Here is an 18,088-nt window from a genome sequence, read left to right on the forward strand (position 1 = left end):
CGCTCAATTGTCAGGAGTACAGACCCTGATTCGATGCTGATCCGGATCGAGTGCCACAAAGCTCAAGCCAAAGACGGCGAACGCAGGCGGCTGTTCGATTGTCACGCCGTCGGCGCACCATGCCTCGTACAGCCGGTCGACCTCCGCGTCGTCCTTGACGATGAAGGCAATTTCGGCGAGATTGCCGATCCCCGTCGACACAAAGTCCGGCGCCCTGGTGGACCAGAGCCCCAAGGTCAAGCCGTTGTCGAGTTTAAATGCGACATAAGCGGGAGAGGACGCAACCGGTGCTTTCTTGAACAGTTTCTCGTAGAAGCGACTGCTCCTCGCGGGATCCTCGACGTACAGCAAGACAAGATTGAGTGTCGGCATGATAGGTGCGCTATGGTGAACGCACGTCGTTTGAGCAAGGTGTCGTGTGGCCCGGACTTCGGTTTCTGCGCGACGTGCTGCGGATGCGCCGCTTCGAGCCCAGCGGCGTCGATCAAGACCGCCGCCGGGTCAGCCATCGTCAGGTGGGTCGCTGCATGCTGCGGCAACGGCCGGTCTCGCTGCCGTCGCTGCCGTCGTTGCCGGCGCACTCGCTACGGGTGAAGTCTGCGGGTGCTCCATCCGGATGGCGTCGCGTCGTAACGCAGGCGGCCATGCAGCCTGTCCCGCGCGGCCTGCCAGAATTCGATAACCGAAGGACGCAGTGCATAACCGATCCAGTTCGCCGGCCTGGGTAGCGGGGTACCCAGACTCGCCAGACGCTGTGCTTCCAGACGCAGCGCCTCCTCGTCCTCCAATGTCTCGCTCTGACGTGAGACGCTGGACATCGGATGAGTGTCGGATGAGCGCCTGGCCCACAGGACATCGGATTCTTCGTCCGAGATCGGCGCAATCGAGCCGGACAGGATCACCTGCTGCTGCGTTTCGCGCCAGTACAGCACACCCGAGGCCCAGCCCAACGCGGCGATTTCGCGACCCTTCTGACTTTGCGCGTGAGTCGCGAAAACGAGAGCGTCACCTCTGATATCGAGCACCTGGACGATGCGATTCGACGCATGGGCGTCGGGACCTGTCGTGGCCAACGCCAAGGCGCCGGGTTCCCGCACCTGAAGCTTACGGGCCCGGTCGAGCCATACCTGGAGAAGCGCAATGGGATCATCCGGAGCGTCGTTGAAAATGGATGTGTCTAGTTGGTCATCGAGGGTGTCGTCGTATCGATCCATAAATAAAGTGTCCTCATGTTGATAATCTCTTTCATAATTCGGGGCGACGAAGCCAGCGTTGCCGGAAGTCAAAACACATAGGCAACCCGGGGGCGCCGCGGCTCATCAAGGAACGTCCTTGAGGGCTTCGTCCACCAGCCAGTGCCGCGTAATGTTTTCTTCAATGAGCGCCTCCACATCGAAGGTCACGCGTACGCTCGGTGGATAGCCAATCAGTTCGGTCGCCCGGTTGGGCGGCAACGGCTGGCTCATCGCTTCGGCGCAGTCCCAGATCACCACCGCGCCCCACCGGTTGCTCGCCCGATCCGAGATCCATGCCTTGGAATGCATACCGGCTACGGCTTCCCATGGACTCACGCCTTCCGCCGTCAGGTAGCCCCGCAGTGAATCGACAGTCTGTGCGGATTGGTCCAGATTCCACCAACTGATCGTCGCTTTCATTTGACACGTATCCTTTTGATACTGACGGCAATGTTGTGCAAGCCTGTATGGGTCGGCAACGACCGCTTCATGCGATCTCCTCGTTCCTGGTGACGCTCGCAGCATTCCAGTTCGTCGCATGGAGGGCGTCGAGCAACGCTTTACCTCCATGCTTCGGGTCCCTGTCAGTCACACCTGAATCATCGCCGCCTCGTCTGGCGGTTCGATCCACGCTTCGACCGGCACTTCGGCCAGACCCATCAGTCTCGCGGACCAGTACATGCGGATAGGCGCGTAACGCCTGCGCGAGGCGCTGCTCGATTGCGGCGGGAAAGCCACTTGGCATAGATGCGATAAACCCGGCGGACGACGGGCAGATCATCACGATCAACTGCTCGCGAGACGTCAATGCGGTCCTGCTGCAAATACGGGTCAGCACCCGAATGCCTTGCTGCATCGTCGCTTCGTGCCGTCTGGTTGCATTGCGGCCGGCTCCATCGGCACGACGGCCGTAAATGTTGCAGCGTCCCGAGTCACACAGCATCGGCTCCCCGGCGAGCGAAACCGTGAAGCCTTTGCGCGCGAGCAGATCCCGCACCCGTGCGCCAACGCTCTCATCGCGCTCGTCGAGCTCAACGGCGATCTGCCTGATCCGGCTCCAGTCGTCCGGTTCGATACCGGCGAGAATGGCCTCTTCGCATTTTTCCGCATCGATTTTCAGCAGATCGATTCTCTCGATGCCGTACTCGCGGATCAGGCTCGAGAGCGAGCGCAACTGGCAATGGTAGGTTTGCCTCTCGAAACGACGCTGCAGGATCGCTTCAACATGCTCGCTGATGTCGAGGCCGCGCAGCTTCTCGTGCGCGCCCAGTTCGCTAGTGATGATCGCCCTCAGTGCCGCCTGGCCTCTCTCATCGGGATGGAATCCGGAAAACACCGAAGAGTGCGGGTAAAAGGTGAAATCGCCCGACCGGTCCCTGTCGTCAATCCCGACGGGCAGCGCAATGGCGTCCGGGACATGACGTTCGAGGTTCGCCCGCAGAACCTGAAAGGTCACCGGCGACGGCTCGAACGCAAAGATCCTCGAGCCCTTGCACCGCTGGCTGACAAACAATGAAAAGAGGCCAATATTGGCGCCAATATCGAACACCACATCGCCGTCGCGAAGCTCGATCCCGTTCTTCACGTAGTTCTTCTGAAGAAAAACCTCGTCGTACAGGTAGCGGGTCTCATACGCCTTCAGATGAAATATCTCCATCTGGTTGGGCAACGTGTAGCAGGTCAGATCTTCTTCGCTGTCCGGCTTGTGGCTCGCTGCAGGCGCGGCGAGTTCCGCCAACGATGCGATGCTGATCAGATCCTCCGCGCGCAGTAGCACTATGCGCCCTCCTCGCCCCTTGCCCCGCTGCGCCCCTGCTCGATCTATGCACGCATCATTGACGGCGCCAAGCGGCGCGAAGGCAACCTCCGGAAACATCCCAACGCAAGCGGCCTGAGCTTCAAGATCGCTGCGCAGCGCATCGTGCTCCAGGTCCGTATACACGACCCAGTGTTCCTGTTCGAGCGTTGGTGCTGTCACTTTGCCCCCTGCCATGGCGTCGATACGGCGTCTGCGTCGAGCGGCCCGTTTGTTAGATGACGAAAACCATTGCATGGTCGCAGCTAAGTATCGATATGCACATGCTGTCACGACGCTAGCACTATCAGTGTTGATAGGGGCTTGTGATTCGGTGCCAGACCGGTGGCAAAATATCTATGCCGTGCGGATTTAACGCGGCGCGAATGCAAATGCGAACGTGAATACAAAAGGTATGTCTGACATGTACGTGCTAACGCGAAATCGGCTGGCCCGGCTGTCATATTTCTGACGTCGCTATTCATGCACTCTATTCGCACTATTTGCATGATAGATTCGCGTTCTGTGCGATAAACCTATTCCCTGCTCTCCTCATTCGATGCATGAGGAGAGGAACATATTCGTCCAGCATTTTTAAACGATAAAAGATGCCGGATTCATGTTTCAGGATATCTAATTTTCATAAAGGAAGTGCGTTCGGATAACGAACTTTTCAAGGAGCGCAATGTGAATGCTGACTTATCGCTGTGGTGGCGTGATGTGTCTACCAGCTTCAGTCAAGTGGTCACCGAGGCGTCGCTGCTCGAACAGATGCACCACTTTGGAAAGCGACTCGGATTCGACTACGTCGCGGTTGGCGCAAAAGGCATGGCGATTACGGGAAAGCAGGATGCCGCGCTGATCATCTCCAACTACCCGTCTGCATGGCTGGAGCGCTACATGCATGCGGGATACCTGGCGGTAGATCCGACAGTGCGAATTGGCACACGCAGCCGCAACGCAATTATATGGAGCGACGCAATTTTCTCGAAAGCGCAGGATCTATGGTCCGAAGCGCAGGATTTCGAATTGCGCGCTGGCGTGGCGCAGTCGTCATGGGCAAGAGGTGGCGTATTTACATTACTATCGCTGGCGAGAAGCCAGAGCCCGGTTACGCCGGTGGAAGCACATGAATTGCAACCTCATTTATTGATGCTTGCTGAATTCGTTACGTCAAAGCTGCAAAATCTGATCGACAGTGAGAATTCGAAACGATATCGGCACCAGTTGTCGCCGCGGGAGATCGAGGTGTTGAAATGGAGTGCGCAGGGAAAGACCACCTATGAGCTATCGGCCATGCTGGGCGTAGCAAGCGCCACCGTGCAATTCCACGTGCAGAACGCCAAGCGGAAGTTGGGCGTCACCACGAAAACTCAGGCCACCGATTATGCAAGGCGTTTAGGCCTCATCGATTGAGGCTCGGGCTCGGGCTCGGGCTCGGGCTCGGGCTCGGCGTAGCGCGATTGATTCAGTATGATGCGCAAACCATCGGTACAACAGGGCAGTCACATGGACCATTCGTTGGGCGAGATCGATGAACTGATCGCAGCTTTCTACGCTGCATTTGACAACCGCGGCGGGCGGGCGCCCACCACCTCTTCGCTGTCCAGCATGTTCACGCCTCACGCGACAATCGCCCGACTCGGGCCGAACGGCGTGGATGAGTGGAATCTGGAGTCGTTCCTCGCGCCCCGGCAAAAGCTGCTGACAGACGGCAGCTTGCGTGATTTCCACGAATGGGAAATAGAGGCGAAGACCACCGTGTCGCGCGAGCTTGCCTCCCGGCACTCCCGCTATCAAAAGAAGGGCACGCTCGAAGGAGCCGCGTATGCCGGAGAGGGGACCAAGTTCATCCAGCTCTGCAAGGTGGCGAGGACGTGGAAGATCAGTTCTATCCTTTGGCAGGATATCTAAGGGTCGTTCACCACCTGTTCCGAAGGACAGCCCTCTTGCGGGCGATGAGTTCGTCGCCGCCACACACTTCTCCCCTGCCGGCGCCATGCAGCGCGCTCTCTGCTGCATCACGATGCTATCGACATCAGCGCTAACACGAAGTCAGCCGTTAAGAGCGCATTCGGCAAGGCGACAAGGCGTGCCGCTCTGATATGGATTTAACAATTTCGCACGACTTCTTTGTGCAATTACCTTGATTTCGCATATGTTTACATTTTACTTTCCGATTATTACAAAATTCACCGAAGAATCTTTCAAAAAATTCAAAAATCTATCAAAAAAAGTTTGACAGTAAGATTTCTTCCTCCTATCTTTTGAGCACTCAAATCCCATTTGTTATCTCCTTATTAGAACCTGTACCTGCCAGCGAGGCTCACCCATAACCCATGCACTACGCATTGCTGTACGGACAGATGACATCCCGGAAAGTTTTTCCAGATTGGCGGCAGCATTTACCGAGCCGACTTCTTTGTCGTGGTGCTATGTATCAAATCGTAAATAGAGAATATTGATCTTCTGAATAACGATATACCCGGTTTTGCTTTGGCGTGCTCGCCGTGCGGCGGCGAACGCAGAGAGCATCCGGCTTGCCAGCCGGACGTTTGAGCAGGGTGCGAGCGGAGAAAAGTTGCGCAGAACAGCGCAGCAGAAAGTAGCGGATTCGAATCTGAAGATCATATTTCGGCCAGGCTTACCAGGTTAAATGGCGGTTCGACGCGAGAATATATCATCGGAAAATATTAGCTTAATTCAATTTCAGATTTATCGATAGTATTCCTAATTACTTGGAAACGGTCGTCAATTGATTTGTTATTCATGGTGAATGACTGGAAACCGGTGTGCATGGACTCGAATGAATGACCTTATCTCTGCCAAACTGGTCAGTTAGGCATTTATTTTACACATATTACAATTTCATTAAGGAGACAGCCTATGGCGAGTTGAGGTACCGGGCAATTGTCACGCTAATGCGTGGGATTTCCTGTTTCCGTGTGCGCTATACGAATTGCATCATGCTTTCAATGTACTGATATGTCGGTTGTTCGCCACTATCCTGGAGCTTAAACAATGAAGAAGGTTATGCAAGTCAATAGTGTATTTTCCAGAGACTTCGCCAGGGCGCTACTCCCCCTGGCCATTGCCGCAACCCTGATCCCGATGTCCGCCCAGGCGGCAGACTCGTGGGTATCGACCCGGACCGGTGCTTTCCTCGTGCCCTCGGCACCCGCCGCCAGCACGGCAGTGCAATCCGGAGCCAGCAATGCCGCCGCGGCGCCCACCGGTTATGCGCTCGGCAATACCGAGGCCGCACTCACCAACACCCTGGTGACGCCGCTTGAAATCAGCCAGCCGTTGCATATCACGGTGGTGTTGAAAGGCCGTAATGACGATCAGCTCGACACCTTGATAAGCCAGCTCAATCAGCCGGGCAGTGCGAATTACCACAAATATCTGACGCCGCAGCAATTCAACGCCCGTTTCGCACCGACCGATGCCCAGGTTCAGGCGGTGGTCGCTCACCTGAAGGCCAACGGTTTCAGCAACATCACGGTCTCGTCGAATAACCGGCTGGTATCGGCGGACGGCAACGCCAATAATGCACAGAACGGTTTTCATACGAGCCTGAAGCGCTTCACGTATCGCGGCAAGCCGGTTTTCGCCAACGACACGGCTGCGTTGATTCCGGCGTCGTTGAGCGCGTCCGTCGATTCGGTGCTCGGTTTGCAGAACGCAGTCGTGCCCCATCGCCTGATTCACCGTATTGCCTCGACCAATGCGGCAATTCAACCCGATAAAACCAAGAAGAGCGCCGCCGCGCAGGTCGGGCACCAACCGACCGACTTCGCCAGTATCTATGATGCAGCAGGCTTGCCGGCCGCCACCAACACCACGGTGGGCATCATCACCTGGGGTGATATGACCCAGACGATTTCGGATTTGAACACCTTCACCTCGAATGCCGGTCTGCCTACCGTGAATACGGCGGTGGTAGCGGGAGGCCAGGGTACGCTTGCCGACGACGGCGATCCGAGCGAGTGGGATCTGGATAGCCAGGACATCATCGGCACCTCCGGCGGAGTCAAGCAGCTGATTTTCTACGCCGCCATCAATGGCGACAGCAATGACAGCGGGCTGACCGACGCGACCTTGACCGCGGCCTATAACAAGGCCGTGACCGACGACCTGGCCAAGGTCATCAACGTCTCGCTAGGCGAGGACGAAACGGCGGCGAACTCGGATGGCTCACTGGCGGCCGACGATGCGGTCTTCAAGCAGGCGGTGGCGCAAGGTCAGATCTTCTCGGTGGCTGCAGGCGACGCCGGCGTGTATCAGTGGTCCACCTCGCCGCAAGGGGCGCCGGGCTACATCGGGACCTACGACGGTAGCAGCGTCACGACGACCATCAACCTGTCGCACTACAGCGTCTCGCAGCCGGCAAACTCGCCGTATGTGGTCGCGGTAGGCGGTACGACCTTGTCGACCACCAATACCACCACATGGGCCGGCGAGACGGTGTGGAACGAAGGCGTGGCCTATGCCGACCTCGATAGCAATGGCAACCCCGTCGACGACGCCGTGCGTATCTGGGCAACGGGCGGCGGCGTCAGTCTGTTTGAAGCCGCGCCGACGTGGCAAACCAAGGCGTTGGGGAGCTCGGTCACCAAGCGGGTGGTGCCGGACGTGGCGTTCGATGCGGCCCAGGCGACAGGTGCTTACATTGTGATCGATGGCCAGCCGAATCAACTGGTTGGCGGCACGAGCCTCGCATCGCCGATTTTCGTCGGCGGTTGGGCCCGTGTCGAATCGGCCAACAACAACAGCCTGAGCTTGCCGACGGCCGGCTTTTATCAGACCTTCCCGAGCAACAAGTCGTCGATCCACGACGTCACCTCAGGCAACAACGGCTATAGCAGCCATGGTTACAATGCCAAGGCCGGCTTTGACGACGACACCGGTTTCGGCAGTCTGGACTTCACCAAACTTAGCGCGACCTACAGCAAATAACGGCAGTACGCCGTTAGCTGTTCCTTCGTCCCGGAAGGAACAGCTCATGTGGATTAAAGTATGCTTGCAGGAGTGAACACCCCTTTTCGAAGGGGTGTTTTTTTGTGCTCATTCCCGGTATCCCAGTGGAGATGCGTGTCATGCCTTTACTCAATTTCGACTTGCTGGCGAACGAATTGCCCGCCGCATGGAAATCCGCGATTGTCGGCTCGGTGGGCACAGCCCGAATCAAGGTCCTGAGGATGGACGGGACGGCCTATGAAGCGGAGACACACGACTACGACGAAGGACTGCTGGTCATGTCCGGTCAGTTAATGCTGGAGGTTGCGGGCGACGTGATCGAGGTGGGGGCCGGGCAAATGTACCTGGCCCTGGCTGGCACGCCACATGCCGTGCGCGAGGGTAGCCACGGCACGCTCGTCATCGTCGACGTTTGATCCCGATTGCGTGCTACGATTCCTTCACATTCCAGATGGAGACTGCCATGTGGGACAAGATCGAACACGACGGATACGAAGTGTGGGTGCTGCCGATCCTTGCATACGGTCCACCGGCTCCGGATACCTTGTGGCATTACACGGGATACTTCTGTCGCCATGGCGCGGACGCCCACCTTGCTGGGCAAAGCATTCGCTTTGAGGAACTGGTCGCGACGTTTCGCAGTGAAGAATTAGCCCGCGAAGCCGGATATGTTGAAGGCAAGCGGCGCATCGAGTTGATCCGGAAAGGCAATTGACCCATACGTCGCACTGACAGTCTGGTCCAATCTGGCTGGTTCGTGCCCGCCTGCGCGGACCAGCGTCTTTTCTCATCGATCTCTCTGCTGAAACGCCCTCTCGCGAACGCCTGATAAGACAGCGTTTGCACTCAATCTGTCCCAACCGCTCATGCGACCCGAAATCCGGCTGCAGGAAAGGGTTTGCCCTGGGTTCTCGCGCCTGAAGAAATGTCCCAACCGTGCCGATAAACGTTCTAGTTAGTTAACATTTCAAGGCGTCGACGTGAAACTCTCTACGAAGTTATTGGCGTTGGTGATCGCGGCGCTGTTCGGCGTCGCGCTTCTGACGGTGACAGCGGTTCAGACCTTGCGCAGTTCGCTGGTCGACAGCCGGCGCGAACAGATCGTTATTCTTCTGACCAAAGCCGAGCATATGGTCAACTATTACCGCGATTTGCAGGCGCGTGGCGTCTTGACCCGCGATCAGGCGCAACAGGCCGCCAAAGACGCGGTTGCGCAACTCAACGCCAATACCCAAAGCTACTATTGGGTCACCACGTCGGACGGGATCAATCTTGTCCATCCGATTGCCCGCTTCATCGGCACCAAAGCGAAGGGCAACCAAACCACCACGGGGCTGACCGACAGCGAAGCGTATCGCCAAGGCATGGCGGCTGCGCATATTGCCCTCGTCGACGTGCTCGTGAAGCGCACCCCGGACGCGGACCCCGTGCCCAAGCTACAGGGCGTCGTCGCGATTCCGGATTGGGACTGGTGGATCGGCACGGGCTTCTTCTACGATGACATCAATGCGGCCTTCAACAAGCTGGCGACGCTTCTCGGTTCCCTTGCGGCGCTCATTTTCGCAGCCATCGGTGTGCTGGCCTGGGCGGTGACACGTAGCGTCGGCAGGGCGCTTGGAGGCGAACCAGCCTACGCCGCGCACATCGCATCGCAGATCGCGGGCGGCAATCTCGACATCGAAGTGGAGGTGCGTCGCGCGCACTCGGGAAGCTTGCTCGGTGCGCTGAACGACATGAAATTGAAACTGTCCGCGATCGTTGCAGAAATCCAGGCCACCAGCCATTCGATTGCGACAGGCTCCAGTGAAATCGCGCAGGGCAACCTCGATCTGTCACAACGCACCGAGGAGCAAGCGGCATCGCTGCAGGAAACGGCGGCCAGCATGGAGCAGATAACCGCGACCGTTAAGCAGAATGCGGACAATACGCGGCAGGCCAACGCGCTCGCCGCTCAGGCGACTGAAGCGACTGCCCGCGGCGGCGCGGCGGTGATGGAAGTGATCGGCACCATGCGGCAGATCGCGAGCGAGTCGGGCAAGATTGCTGAAATCACGTCGATGATCGAAACGATTGCGTTTCAGACCAATATCCTCGCGCTCAACGCGGCCGTCGAAGCGGCGCGAGCCGGCGAGGACGGCCGCGGTTTTGCGGTCGTGGCGAGTGAAGTGCGGGCGCTTGCGCAACGCAGTGCCGCAGCGGCCAAGGATATCAAGAGCCTGATTCAGGCATCGGTCGCCAATGTTGCTGACGGTACGCGGCTCGTCGAGGTGGCCGGTGACCGTATGAGCGAGATCGTGCAATCGATTAGCCGGGTAACCGACATCATGGGGGAGATTTCTACCGCGTCGGACGAGCAAAGCACCGGTATCGAGCAAGTCAGCCGGGCCGTATCGCAGATGGATGAAGTCACGCAACAGAATGCGGCTTTGGTGGAGCAAGCGGCCGCAGCGGCTTCATCGCTCGACGAACAGGCGGGGCGCCTGCGCTCGGTTGTCGGCGTGTTCCGGTTGGCGGTGCGCTAGCGTCAATCATCCCTGGATAGCGCACGCGATTCACGCAAGAGCCAGTCGTGGAACTGCTGTATCTTCCGTGACGAACGGTCAGCAGCGCGATAGCAAAAGAAGTGAGTCTCGCGCTCGATCGGACTGTATAGCCCCTCCCCGACGATCACAAGTTCGCCGCTCGCCAGCTCACGCTCGGCAAACCTCACGCTCTCGAGCGCCACACCAAGCCCGTCGACTGCCGCGGCAAGAACCAACGCGGCGCGGTCGAACGAAGGTTGCGGCTTGTCCGGCATCTTCAGGCCATTTTGCTTGAACCATTCACGCCAACGCACCGGGTTGAGCTTCGATTCGATAAGCGTCAGCTTTGCGATGTCCTCGCGCTCGAATCGCTCGCCGACAAGCTTTGGTGAGGCCAGCGGCGCGGTTCTCTCCGCGCCAAGTGCCTCGATGACGACACCCGCCTGAGCTCGCACCGACCCATAGGCTATCGCCACGTCCAGGCCCTCCTCCTTGAGCAGATCGACCGGTTCGGCGCTAGACGACATCCGGATGGTGAGGCTCGGGTACTCCCGCATGAAAGCCGGCAGGCGCGGCCCCAGCCATTTCGACGCGAAGCTGGGTGTGCAGTGAACCGAGAGCGACTCTGCGGCCGCCTTCGGCGACAGATCGCGGCAGACCTCCTCGATCATATCGAACGCCGTGGACAGCGTCGCCAACAACCGTCCCCCCGAATCGGTCAGCTCGACCCGGCGGTTGCTACGGTTAAAGAGCTTGTGTTCGAAATAGGCCTCCAACCCTCGCACCTGATGGCTGATTGCCGAAGGCGTCAAATGTAACTCCTCCGCCGCCAGCAGAAAACTCTGCAGCCGCGCAGCCGCTTCAAACGCCCTCAAGGCCTGCAGTGATGGCAGCTTTCGCATGGGTTTTCGGGTGAAATAGATTCATCTTTTCGTGAAAACTCATCGTTTGTCAACTTTTCCCTGCGCGGCGATCATCGTCTCTAACCAGCCGCCACATGGAGATGACGGCGCCCACAGCGGCCGGCGGAACGGCCGTCAATCTGGAGGAGACATGTCTCACGCATCCGCCCCCTTGCCACGGCGTTCGTTCGAATCCGTCGCGATAAACGAATCGAGCGTCTATGCCAAAGTCGCATGGCGCCTGATCCCATTCCTGTTCCTTTGTTATGTCGCTGCGTACCTCGACCGGGTCAACGTCGGGTTCGCCAAACTTCAGATGTTGTCGGATCTCGGTTTCAGCGAAACCGTCTATGGCCTCGGCGCTGGTGTGTTTTTCATCGGATATTTCCTCTTCGAGGTTCCCAGCAACATCATTCTCCACAAGGTCGGCGCGCGCCTCTGGATAGCACGCGTCATGCTCACCTGGGGACTGATATCGGGCGCGATGATGTTCGTCAAAACGCCGACGATGTTCTATGTGATGCGCTTCGCACTTGGGTTGGCTGAGGCGGGACTCTTTCCCGGCGTCATTCTCTATCTGACGTACTGGTTTCCATCTGAGCGCAGAGGCAAGATCACGGCCCTCTTCATGACGGGCATCCCGATGTCCGGTGTGATTGGCGGCCCGCTCTCGGGATGGATCCTGCACGCCCTGTCCGGTGCGCATGGCCTCGCCGGCTGGCAGTGGCTGTTTCTGCTGGAGGCGCTGCCTTCTCTCGTGATGGGCATCGCAGTCATCGCTTACCTGGACGACGGGATCAAGCACGCCCGCTGGCTCTCCGAATCCGAAAAGACCTTGCTAGCTGCAAACATTGCGGCGGACAGCAGTCAGGCACAGTCGCATTCGCTGCGTGATGGCTTTACGCAGCCCATCGTCTGGCTGCTCAGTGGAATTTATTTCTTCTTCATCATGGGCCTCTATGGCGTCGGCTTCTGGCTGCCCACCCTCATCAAGGGATCCGGCGTCACCGAGCCGCTGCTGATCGGCGCGCTGACGACGCTGCCCTACGCAGCGGCGGCCATCGCGATGGTCATGGTCGGACGCAGTTCAGACAAGCGGCGGGAACGCCGTTGGCATGTGACCGTACCCGGCCTGATCGGCACGGTGGGGTGGTTGGTCAGTGTTGCCACGGGTCATACAAGCGTCGCCCTGTCGATCGCTGCGCTCACGGTCGCGACCATGGGTGTCATGGTGACGCTCTCCCAGTTCTGGTGTCTGCCGACAGCCGTACTGAGCGGTGCTGCGGCCGCCACCGGCGTCGCGGTCGTCAACTCCGTGGGCAATCTGGCCGGATTCGTCAGCCCGTATGCGATCGGCTGGATTGTCGACAAGACCCATTCGACGGACCTCGGTGTGTACACGCTCGCCGCCTGTCTCACGGTCGGTGGCTTGCTCGCCCTGACCATGCCCAAACGCCTCGTCAATCGTTAAAGCTTGCCCCCAAAGGCCAAGGAGAAATCATGTCTGAAACCATCGAACACCATGCAGTCCAGCCCACTGCTAAAAAGCGCATCTCCCTCTATCAACCTAAACAGGAAGGTCTGAAGTTTCCGGAAATTCCAGAGTTCGCGACGTCGGCTGAAGAGCGTCTCTACCGCAAGAAGCATCTGGTCGCCGCCTGCCGGGCTTTTGATCTTCACCATTTCGACTATGGTTTTGCGGGCCATCTTACGGTGCGCGATCCCGAGCACCCGGAGTTGTATTGGACCAACCCCATGTGTGTCCACTTCTCGGAAGTCAAGTTGTCGAACCTGATTCTGGCGGATCACAAAGGCCACGTGGTGGAAGGAGACTATGCGATCAATCAGGCGGGGTTTGTCCTGCATGCCGCCGTGCACGAAGCGCACCCGGATATCGTAGCGATGTGCCACGCGCATACCGTCTATGGCACCGCGTGGGCCACGACAGGCCGTAAGCTCGATCCGATCTCGCAGGATGCTTGCGCCTTCTTCGAAGACCACGTGGTGATCGACGACGAGGCGGGCCAGGTCGCGGTCGAAGAAGAAGCCGGAGGCACAGTAGCGGCATGGTTCAAGAATGTGCGCGCGGCGATCCACAAGAACCACGGGCTGCTGACGGCGAGCCGCCACAGCATCGACGAAGCGGCGTTCTGGTTCATCGCCCTCGAGCGCGCTTGCCAGCAACAACTGCTGGTTGAAGCGTCAGGCATCAAGCCGACGATGGTAACGCCCGAACGGGCACGATACAGCCGTGAGCACGTGGGCAGCCCTTTCATCGGCTGGCTGCATTTTCAGACGATCTATGATCAGTTGGTGGCGCAGCAGCCGGATATGTTTGAATAGAAGCAAGGAGCGGCAGTCGCGGTTCGCCAATACAAGGCGATTGGTTCGTCCGCCGTGCACTGCCGTACTACGGCCCAACCCTGTCAAAAGTGAGGCGCCATCGCCGTCAAGCGCAGGAGCATCAGCGAACCCCATTCTCGCTGTTTTCCTCGCAGTCTTGCCAGTATTGAAACGGATCGCGATGCTGCGGGTAGCGTAAGTCGAGCCACACGGACAGTCTGGTCCAATCTGGGTGGTTGGTGCCTGTCTGCGCGGACCAGTTCGACGAGCGCTCAAGAATCTGGCCCTTCGCGCGATCGCGGACAAGCAAACTGCCGAGTCCGCTCGTGCTATTCGACTGCGATTCCACCCGGTAGCGCGGCAGAATCCTGAGCTCGGCGTCCTCTGCCCAACCGTACACGCCTCGAACAATGCCTGCTGAATCTCGCAACTCCACGGGGCCCGTTTCGGGACGAACCGCCGCCCATCCTTCCGGGAATTCAGTCACGAGCTCGTTGTTGCCTTCCCTCACCCACTTTACGCGCCACCCCCGCTCCATAGCCTCACGCACTTGCGAGACCGACTCATAGCCCGGCGGTAGCTCTACGCCCACCGGCAGGGAGATGAGGTTCTCTTTCCAGATGGTGCTTTCGTCCTGATTGCGCTGAACCGCTTCGAACGGTCCATCCTGGAACGGATTCTCAGATCGACCCACTGAACTTCCACCCGTCCTCTTCAGATCAGGAAACAGGTTGTCCGCGTCTTGACGGCTTTGCTTGGCTTTATCTTTTCTCATCGATCTCTCTGCTGAAACGCGCTCTCGCGAACGCCCGATAAGGCAGAGTTTGCACTTAATCGGCCCTAACCGCCCGTGCGATCCGAAATCCGGCTGCGGGAAAGGGTTTGTCCTGGGTTCTGGCTGCGGGCAGATCGCGGGAAATGCCCGGCCGGTGGCTCACGGGTTGGGGAGGTCAATCACAATCCCGGGTGCCCGCTCGTCCTGGGTCGTCTTCAGCCGGCGTTGTCCGGCGCGACTGAGATTGTCTTTGAATCGCAGGAACGGCAACTCGATCACCCAGTAGCTCAACGTTGCTGCAGCCAGCGCCCCGTCAATTCCTTTGTGCGATTGTTCACGAACGCCACCCATAATTATGTCGTGCGGATTTTGTCTAGCCGATCTTGACACTGGTGGGCGGAAAGAAATTGAAAAAAAACCGGAAAAAATCTCTCAGCTCGGAATAGCCGCAGTGACAAGAAGAAGGGCCGTCCTGGTCGACGGCCCGATACAGATATTTCAGCCGCCCTCGCGCGAACTGTGCGTGACCCAGTTTTCAGTTGGATTGGTAGGCCACGTGGTTTGCCAGCAGGGTGGCGCACTCCCGCAAGTGGTTACGCTCGGTTCCTCCCACATACACCGTGACCCACGCGACGACAAAGCGCGTCTTGTCGCGCGGCACGCCCATATGCTGCTCGAACCACTCCCGATAGAGCGGCTGGATGAACTCGACTTCACCATGCGTGTAGACCTCATACACCAAGGTCGTCAGCAGGCCCTGCAGCAGGTCGCGATTACGCACCCGTTGATGGTCGGTCGAGTCCTTGAAGCTCTGCGCCGATGCCAGGCAATTCGATTTCAGCAGCAATTCGTCATCGCCGCAAATCGTGGTCGCCATGTTGTAGAACAGATCGGAGTGCAAGGTGCCGCCGAGCGCGCCGAGATCTTCATCGGTAATGCGCTGCAGGCGATCGCAAACCTCGTAGAGCTGCTTCGAGGCGGCAGAGTGGGCATCGCAACGCGCGAGCAGCGTCACGCGATTAGCGCGCCAATCCAGGCAGACAATCCCAGGCCTCTGAGGATGTTTTTCCTCTGGCTTGCCCTTTAAATTATGTCTATTGACTAGGTCCGAATACCTCGCCATCACTAATGGCGTCAAGAAGCCCGCAAAGATCGCGCTCGAACGGATAGCGCGCGCTCGATGCCCGCGTCAGATGAAGAACCCAGCCAACGCACGAGCCACTGCGGCAGCGTCGTTTTCCATCGGAATGTGGCCCGCCTTGGGAATCCGGACAAGCTGCGTGTTCGGGATCTCTTTGGCAAAGCGCTCCGCGTGCTCGACGAGCTGGAAGCTGTCGTCTTCGCCCCATACGAGCAGCTTTGGCGTCTGCGACGCGCGAAGGCTCGGCAACAGTTCCATCGTGTAACGATTGTCCGCCGCACCGGCAAAGGCGAGCCACGACCGTGCCACGCGCGGGTCGGTCCAGGGTTCGAGATACTCGGTCACTTCGCTTTCCGTTGTTGGTCTCGCCAGTGCCGTGAGGACTGACTTGCGACGAGCAGCAAGGATATCCTCCGTCGTCGTCGCAGCGGCCACCGCCGGATCGCGGAACCGGGCAACGCCGGGCACCGGCCACGAATCGAACATCACTGCATTGACGAGTGCGAGTTTGCTGACCTCTATCTTTCCATCGACCAGCACCTGCTGCGCAATGCCCCCGCCAATGTCGTGCCCGGCGACCCCCACCGGTCCCACGATACCGAGCGTATCGAGGAAGCGCGGCAGCCAATCCGCCAAAGCGGGAATCGAGGCATCCGCAATGGTCAGCTCGCCACCCGATCGGCCGGAGCCAGGGAGATCTACCGCGATGGGCCGCAATCCGGCGGCGGCCAGGTCGTCTAGCACCGGCTGCCATACCCGGCTCCAATAGGTGCCGTGCAGCAACAACAAGACGGATCCTTCCGGGTCACCGGCGCTCAGGTAGCTGACCGGTACGCCCGCCACGTCAACAGTTCGTCGTTCCACGATGAAACTCCTCCATTCCAGCCTGTGATGCCGGGCGATCGAGCCGCCCGGCCGCCGCCGCGCATAGGGCATATCTACGTTCATGCGTTCGCGGCATCCGAAAATTCGCACGTAACGAATACGCTTAGCGAATGACCTGCTTTACGTAGTCGGCGCCGAGGCCGATCTCTTCGTAGTGCTTGCGAGCCGCTTCGATTTTCGTGAACACATCTTCGTATCCCACTGCCGTGCCTTCGGGGTCGACGTAGGTGTAGCCGCCCGTGACGTGGAACCACGTGATCATCTCAGTGACATCCTCGGGCACGTACAAGGTATGCGTCTCGCCTGCCGGCTCGTGTGCATAGCCGCCCTGCTCCGCAACCCAGTCGTGCTCGAGGTAATACCATCTACCTCTCAGAACGATTGCGTGGACAGGCCCGGTATGGCGGTGACGCGAGAGCACGCCGGACTGGCGCACTCTAAGCAGATTGACGTAGTAGCCCTGGCTCGCGCTGAGAAGCAGCGGCTTGAACGAAACAGTCGGCGTCATCGGCACCCAAAGCTTATCGTCCTCCAGCCATTTGTCGAGAATGCCCGAATGCACGATGTCGGGTGACATGTCAGGGGGTTGTGGCAACTGATAAGGGATAGCACGCTCATCAGGCTTTCTTGCAGCTGTGTTGGTCATGTCAGGAGACCTCCAGAAGATATCGGCGCATCGCGCGCACGGATCATGCAGTGGTCTTTGCCGGCTTGGTCCACTCGTTGCCCTTCATGAACGGGTCGTACTGCGTATGTACGACGTGGTTCGTATAGTTGCTCATGACCTTCGTGGCAACTCCGAGTATCACTTCAAGCACGTTCTGGCGCGTGAAGCCAGCGGCGAGAAATGCCTCGACATCCGCATCGGAAGCAAAGCCGCGTTCGCGTACGACAATCGTCGTGAAGCGATGCAGGGCCTCAAGCTTCGGATCAGGCAGAGGCTCTCCATCGCGCAGCGCGGCGATGACAGCAGGGTCCATCTTGATCATCCGGGCAAGTGCCGAATGGCCGGCCATACAGTAATGGCAATTGTTTTCGAAGTTCGAGCTCAGGTAGACGACCTGCTGCTCATGCGGGGTAAGCGTGCTCCTGGCAAAGAGGTCCCAGAGGGCGGAGTAGCCGGCGAGGAGCTCGGGCGACTCGGCCATGTGAGACTGGAGATTCGGTACAAAGCCAAAGGTCTTTTTCGCGTCTTCCAGGGCGGGTTTCGAAGCAGCCGGTGCGGTCTCAATTGTGTACGACGGGAACGTGTTCATGATCTTCTCCAAACGGGGAATCCGTGGTGAGCAAATGGTGCGCGCGGCGTCACGCTGACAGAAGACCTTCGAGACACATAACATCCATTCCTGGCAGGCATAAGGCGTTTGATGCGCCCTCCCGCTCGAACCAGGCGCGGCGCACCGCTGGATCGCCAGGCTTGGATAAGCTCAAAGCTATTCCCCACAGGAATGAGCGATATGACCATGCCCTCTCTACTGCATCTTGCGAAGAAGGGACAAAGTACGGCGAC

The 18,088-nt window shown here is 58.7% G+C and carries 18 protein-coding genes and 1 pseudogene; 8 read left to right on the forward strand and 11 right to left on the reverse strand.

Features of this window, described 5'->3' with window-relative positions; all coding sequences use genetic code 11:
• Positions 1-3: 3 nt before the first annotated feature.
• From BLQ92_RS16675 to BLQ92_RS16690, 4 genes are all read right to left on the reverse strand, one after another.
• Entirely contained in the window at positions 4-372 is a 369-nt protein-coding gene (locus BLQ92_RS16675) for a VOC family protein (RefSeq protein WP_090685632.1), read from the reverse strand.
• Positions 373-584: 212 nt separating this feature from the next.
• On the reverse strand, positions 585-1,214 hold the full coding sequence (locus BLQ92_RS16680) for a pyridoxal 5'-phosphate synthase (RefSeq protein WP_090685633.1): 630 nt from the start codon (positions 1,212-1,214) through the stop codon (positions 585-587).
• 105 nt (positions 1,215-1,319) lie between these two features.
• Entirely contained in the window at positions 1,320-1,655 is a 336-nt protein-coding gene (locus tag BLQ92_RS16685; protein WP_090685634.1) for a hypothetical protein, read from the reverse strand.
• 67 nt (positions 1,656-1,722) lie between these two features.
• On the reverse strand, positions 1,723-3,177 hold the full coding sequence (locus BLQ92_RS16690) for an FkbM family methyltransferase (RefSeq protein WP_218133038.1): 1,455 nt from the start codon (positions 3,175-3,177) through the stop codon (positions 1,723-1,725).
• Between the two features lie 540 nt (positions 3,178-3,717).
• Here BLQ92_RS16690 and BLQ92_RS16695 point away from each other — a divergent pair.
• The 6 genes from BLQ92_RS16695 to BLQ92_RS16720 all read left to right on the forward strand — a co-directional run bounded on the left by BLQ92_RS16695 (position 3,718) and on the right by BLQ92_RS16720 (position 10,532).
• Positions 3,718-4,446: an autoinducer binding domain-containing protein gene (locus BLQ92_RS16695; protein WP_143016602.1), complete on the forward strand. Its 729-nt coding sequence runs from the start codon at positions 3,718-3,720 to the stop codon at positions 4,444-4,446.
• Between the two features lie 93 nt (positions 4,447-4,539).
• Positions 4,540-4,944, forward strand: a complete 405-nt coding sequence (locus BLQ92_RS16700) for a DUF4440 domain-containing protein (protein WP_143016603.1) — start codon at positions 4,540-4,542, stop codon at positions 4,942-4,944.
• 1,119 nt (positions 4,945-6,063) lie between these two features.
• Entirely contained in the window at positions 6,064-7,989 is a 1,926-nt protein-coding gene (locus BLQ92_RS16705) for a S53 family peptidase (protein WP_425312442.1), read from the forward strand.
• Between the two features lie 140 nt (positions 7,990-8,129).
• Positions 8,130-8,426 carry a cupin domain-containing protein gene (locus BLQ92_RS16710; protein WP_090685671.1) on the forward strand — a complete coding sequence of 99 codons (297 nt, stop codon included), beginning with the start codon at positions 8,130-8,132 and terminating at the stop codon, positions 8,424-8,426.
• 47 nt (positions 8,427-8,473) lie between these two features.
• Complete coding sequence (locus BLQ92_RS16715) at positions 8,474-8,725, forward strand: hypothetical protein (RefSeq protein WP_090685639.1); 252 nt, start codon at positions 8,474-8,476, stop codon at positions 8,723-8,725.
• Positions 8,726-8,990: 265 nt separating this feature from the next.
• A complete protein-coding gene (locus BLQ92_RS16720; protein WP_090685640.1) occupies positions 8,991-10,532 on the forward strand; it encodes a methyl-accepting chemotaxis protein in 1,542 nt (513 codons plus the stop codon).
• 2 nt (positions 10,533-10,534) lie between these two features.
• On the opposite strand, the gene BLQ92_RS16725 is transcribed toward BLQ92_RS16720, so the two are convergent.
• A complete protein-coding gene (locus BLQ92_RS16725; RefSeq protein WP_090685641.1) occupies positions 10,535-11,434 on the reverse strand; it encodes a LysR substrate-binding domain-containing protein in 900 nt (299 codons plus the stop codon).
• A 151-nt stretch (positions 11,435-11,585) separates the two neighbouring features.
• Here BLQ92_RS16725 and BLQ92_RS16730 point away from each other — a divergent pair, with 151 nt between their 5' ends.
• Positions 11,586-12,905, forward strand: coding sequence for an MFS transporter (locus tag BLQ92_RS16730; protein ID WP_090685642.1), 1,320 nt, complete (start codon positions 11,586-11,588; stop codon positions 12,903-12,905).
• Positions 12,906-12,934: 29 nt separating this feature from the next.
• Entirely contained in the window at positions 12,935-13,777 is an 843-nt protein-coding gene (locus BLQ92_RS16735; protein ID WP_090685643.1) for a class II aldolase/adducin family protein, read from the forward strand.
• Positions 13,778-13,898: 121 nt separating this feature from the next.
• On the opposite strand, the gene BLQ92_RS16740 is transcribed toward BLQ92_RS16735, so the two are convergent.
• The 6 genes and pseudogenes from BLQ92_RS16740 to BLQ92_RS16765 all read right to left on the reverse strand — a co-directional run bounded on the left by BLQ92_RS16740 (position 13,899) and on the right by BLQ92_RS16765 (position 17,834).
• Entirely contained in the window at positions 13,899-14,552 is a 654-nt protein-coding gene (locus BLQ92_RS16740) for a hypothetical protein (protein WP_090685644.1), read from the reverse strand.
• Between the two features lie 159 nt (positions 14,553-14,711).
• Entirely contained in the window at positions 14,712-14,903 is a 192-nt protein-coding gene (locus BLQ92_RS16745; RefSeq protein ID WP_090685645.1) for a hypothetical protein, read from the reverse strand.
• 238 nt (positions 14,904-15,141) lie between these two features.
• Positions 15,142-15,576 (reverse strand): annotated as a pseudogene (locus tag BLQ92_RS16750) (hypothetical protein); the annotation flags it as partial.
• A gap of 165 nt (positions 15,577-15,741) precedes the next feature.
• Positions 15,742-16,641 (reverse strand): alpha/beta fold hydrolase, encoded by a 900-nt coding sequence (locus BLQ92_RS16755; RefSeq protein ID WP_244106290.1) that lies wholly within the window; start codon positions 16,639-16,641, stop codon positions 15,742-15,744.
• A gap of 40 nt (positions 16,642-16,681) precedes the next feature.
• Positions 16,682-17,224: a 2,4'-dihydroxyacetophenone dioxygenase family protein gene (locus BLQ92_RS16760; protein WP_090685647.1), complete on the reverse strand. Its 543-nt coding sequence runs from the start codon at positions 17,222-17,224 to the stop codon at positions 16,682-16,684.
• Between the two features lie 43 nt (positions 17,225-17,267).
• Positions 17,268-17,834 carry a carboxymuconolactone decarboxylase family protein gene (locus tag BLQ92_RS16765; RefSeq protein ID WP_090685648.1) on the reverse strand — a complete coding sequence of 189 codons (567 nt, stop codon included), beginning with the start codon at positions 17,832-17,834 and terminating at the stop codon, positions 17,268-17,270.
• Positions 17,835-18,088: the final 254 nt, after the last annotated feature.

The sequence above is a fragment of the Paraburkholderia phenazinium genome, assembly GCF_900100735.1.
In the GTDB taxonomy this organism is placed as follows: domain Bacteria; phylum Pseudomonadota; class Gammaproteobacteria; order Burkholderiales; family Burkholderiaceae; genus Paraburkholderia; species Paraburkholderia phenazinia.

Excerpts from the sequence above, each read along its gene's own strand:
- BLQ92_RS16675 (WP_090685632.1), bottom strand. The coding sequence starts at position 372 with ATGCCGACACTCAATCTTGTCTTGCTGTACGTCGAGGATCCCGCGAGG.
- BLQ92_RS16680 (WP_090685633.1), bottom strand. The coding sequence starts at position 1,214 with ATGGATCGATACGACGACACCCTCGATGACCAACTAGACACATCCATT.
- BLQ92_RS16685 (WP_090685634.1), bottom strand. The coding sequence starts at position 1,655 with ATGAAAGCGACGATCAGTTGGTGGAATCTGGACCAATCCGCACAGACT.
- BLQ92_RS16700 (WP_143016603.1), top strand. The coding sequence starts at position 4,540 with ATGGACCATTCGTTGGGCGAGATCGATGAACTGATCGCAGCTTTCTAC.
- BLQ92_RS16705 (WP_425312442.1), top strand. The coding sequence starts at position 6,064 with ATGCAAGTCAATAGTGTATTTTCCAGAGACTTCGCCAGGGCGCTACTC.
- BLQ92_RS16710 (WP_090685671.1), top strand. The coding sequence starts at position 8,130 with ATGCCTTTACTCAATTTCGACTTGCTGGCGAACGAATTGCCCGCCGCA.
- BLQ92_RS16715 (WP_090685639.1), top strand. The coding sequence starts at position 8,474 with ATGTGGGACAAGATCGAACACGACGGATACGAAGTGTGGGTGCTGCCG.
- BLQ92_RS16725 (WP_090685641.1), bottom strand. The coding sequence starts at position 11,434 with ATGCGAAAGCTGCCATCACTGCAGGCCTTGAGGGCGTTTGAAGCGGCT.
- BLQ92_RS16730 (WP_090685642.1), top strand. The coding sequence starts at position 11,586 with ATGTCTCACGCATCCGCCCCCTTGCCACGGCGTTCGTTCGAATCCGTC.
- BLQ92_RS16735 (WP_090685643.1), top strand. The coding sequence starts at position 12,935 with ATGTCTGAAACCATCGAACACCATGCAGTCCAGCCCACTGCTAAAAAG.
- BLQ92_RS16740 (WP_090685644.1), bottom strand. The coding sequence starts at position 14,552 with ATGAGAAAAGATAAAGCCAAGCAAAGCCGTCAAGACGCGGACAACCTG.
- BLQ92_RS16745 (WP_090685645.1), bottom strand. The coding sequence starts at position 14,903 with ATGGGTGGCGTTCGTGAACAATCGCACAAAGGAATTGACGGGGCGCTG.
- BLQ92_RS16755 (WP_244106290.1), bottom strand. The coding sequence starts at position 16,641 with ATGAACGTAGATATGCCCTATGCGCGGCGGCGGCCGGGCGGCTCGATC.
- BLQ92_RS16760 (WP_090685647.1), bottom strand. The coding sequence starts at position 17,224 with ATGACCAACACAGCTGCAAGAAAGCCTGATGAGCGTGCTATCCCTTAT.
- BLQ92_RS16765 (WP_090685648.1), bottom strand. The coding sequence starts at position 17,834 with ATGAACACGTTCCCGTCGTACACAATTGAGACCGCACCGGCTGCTTCG.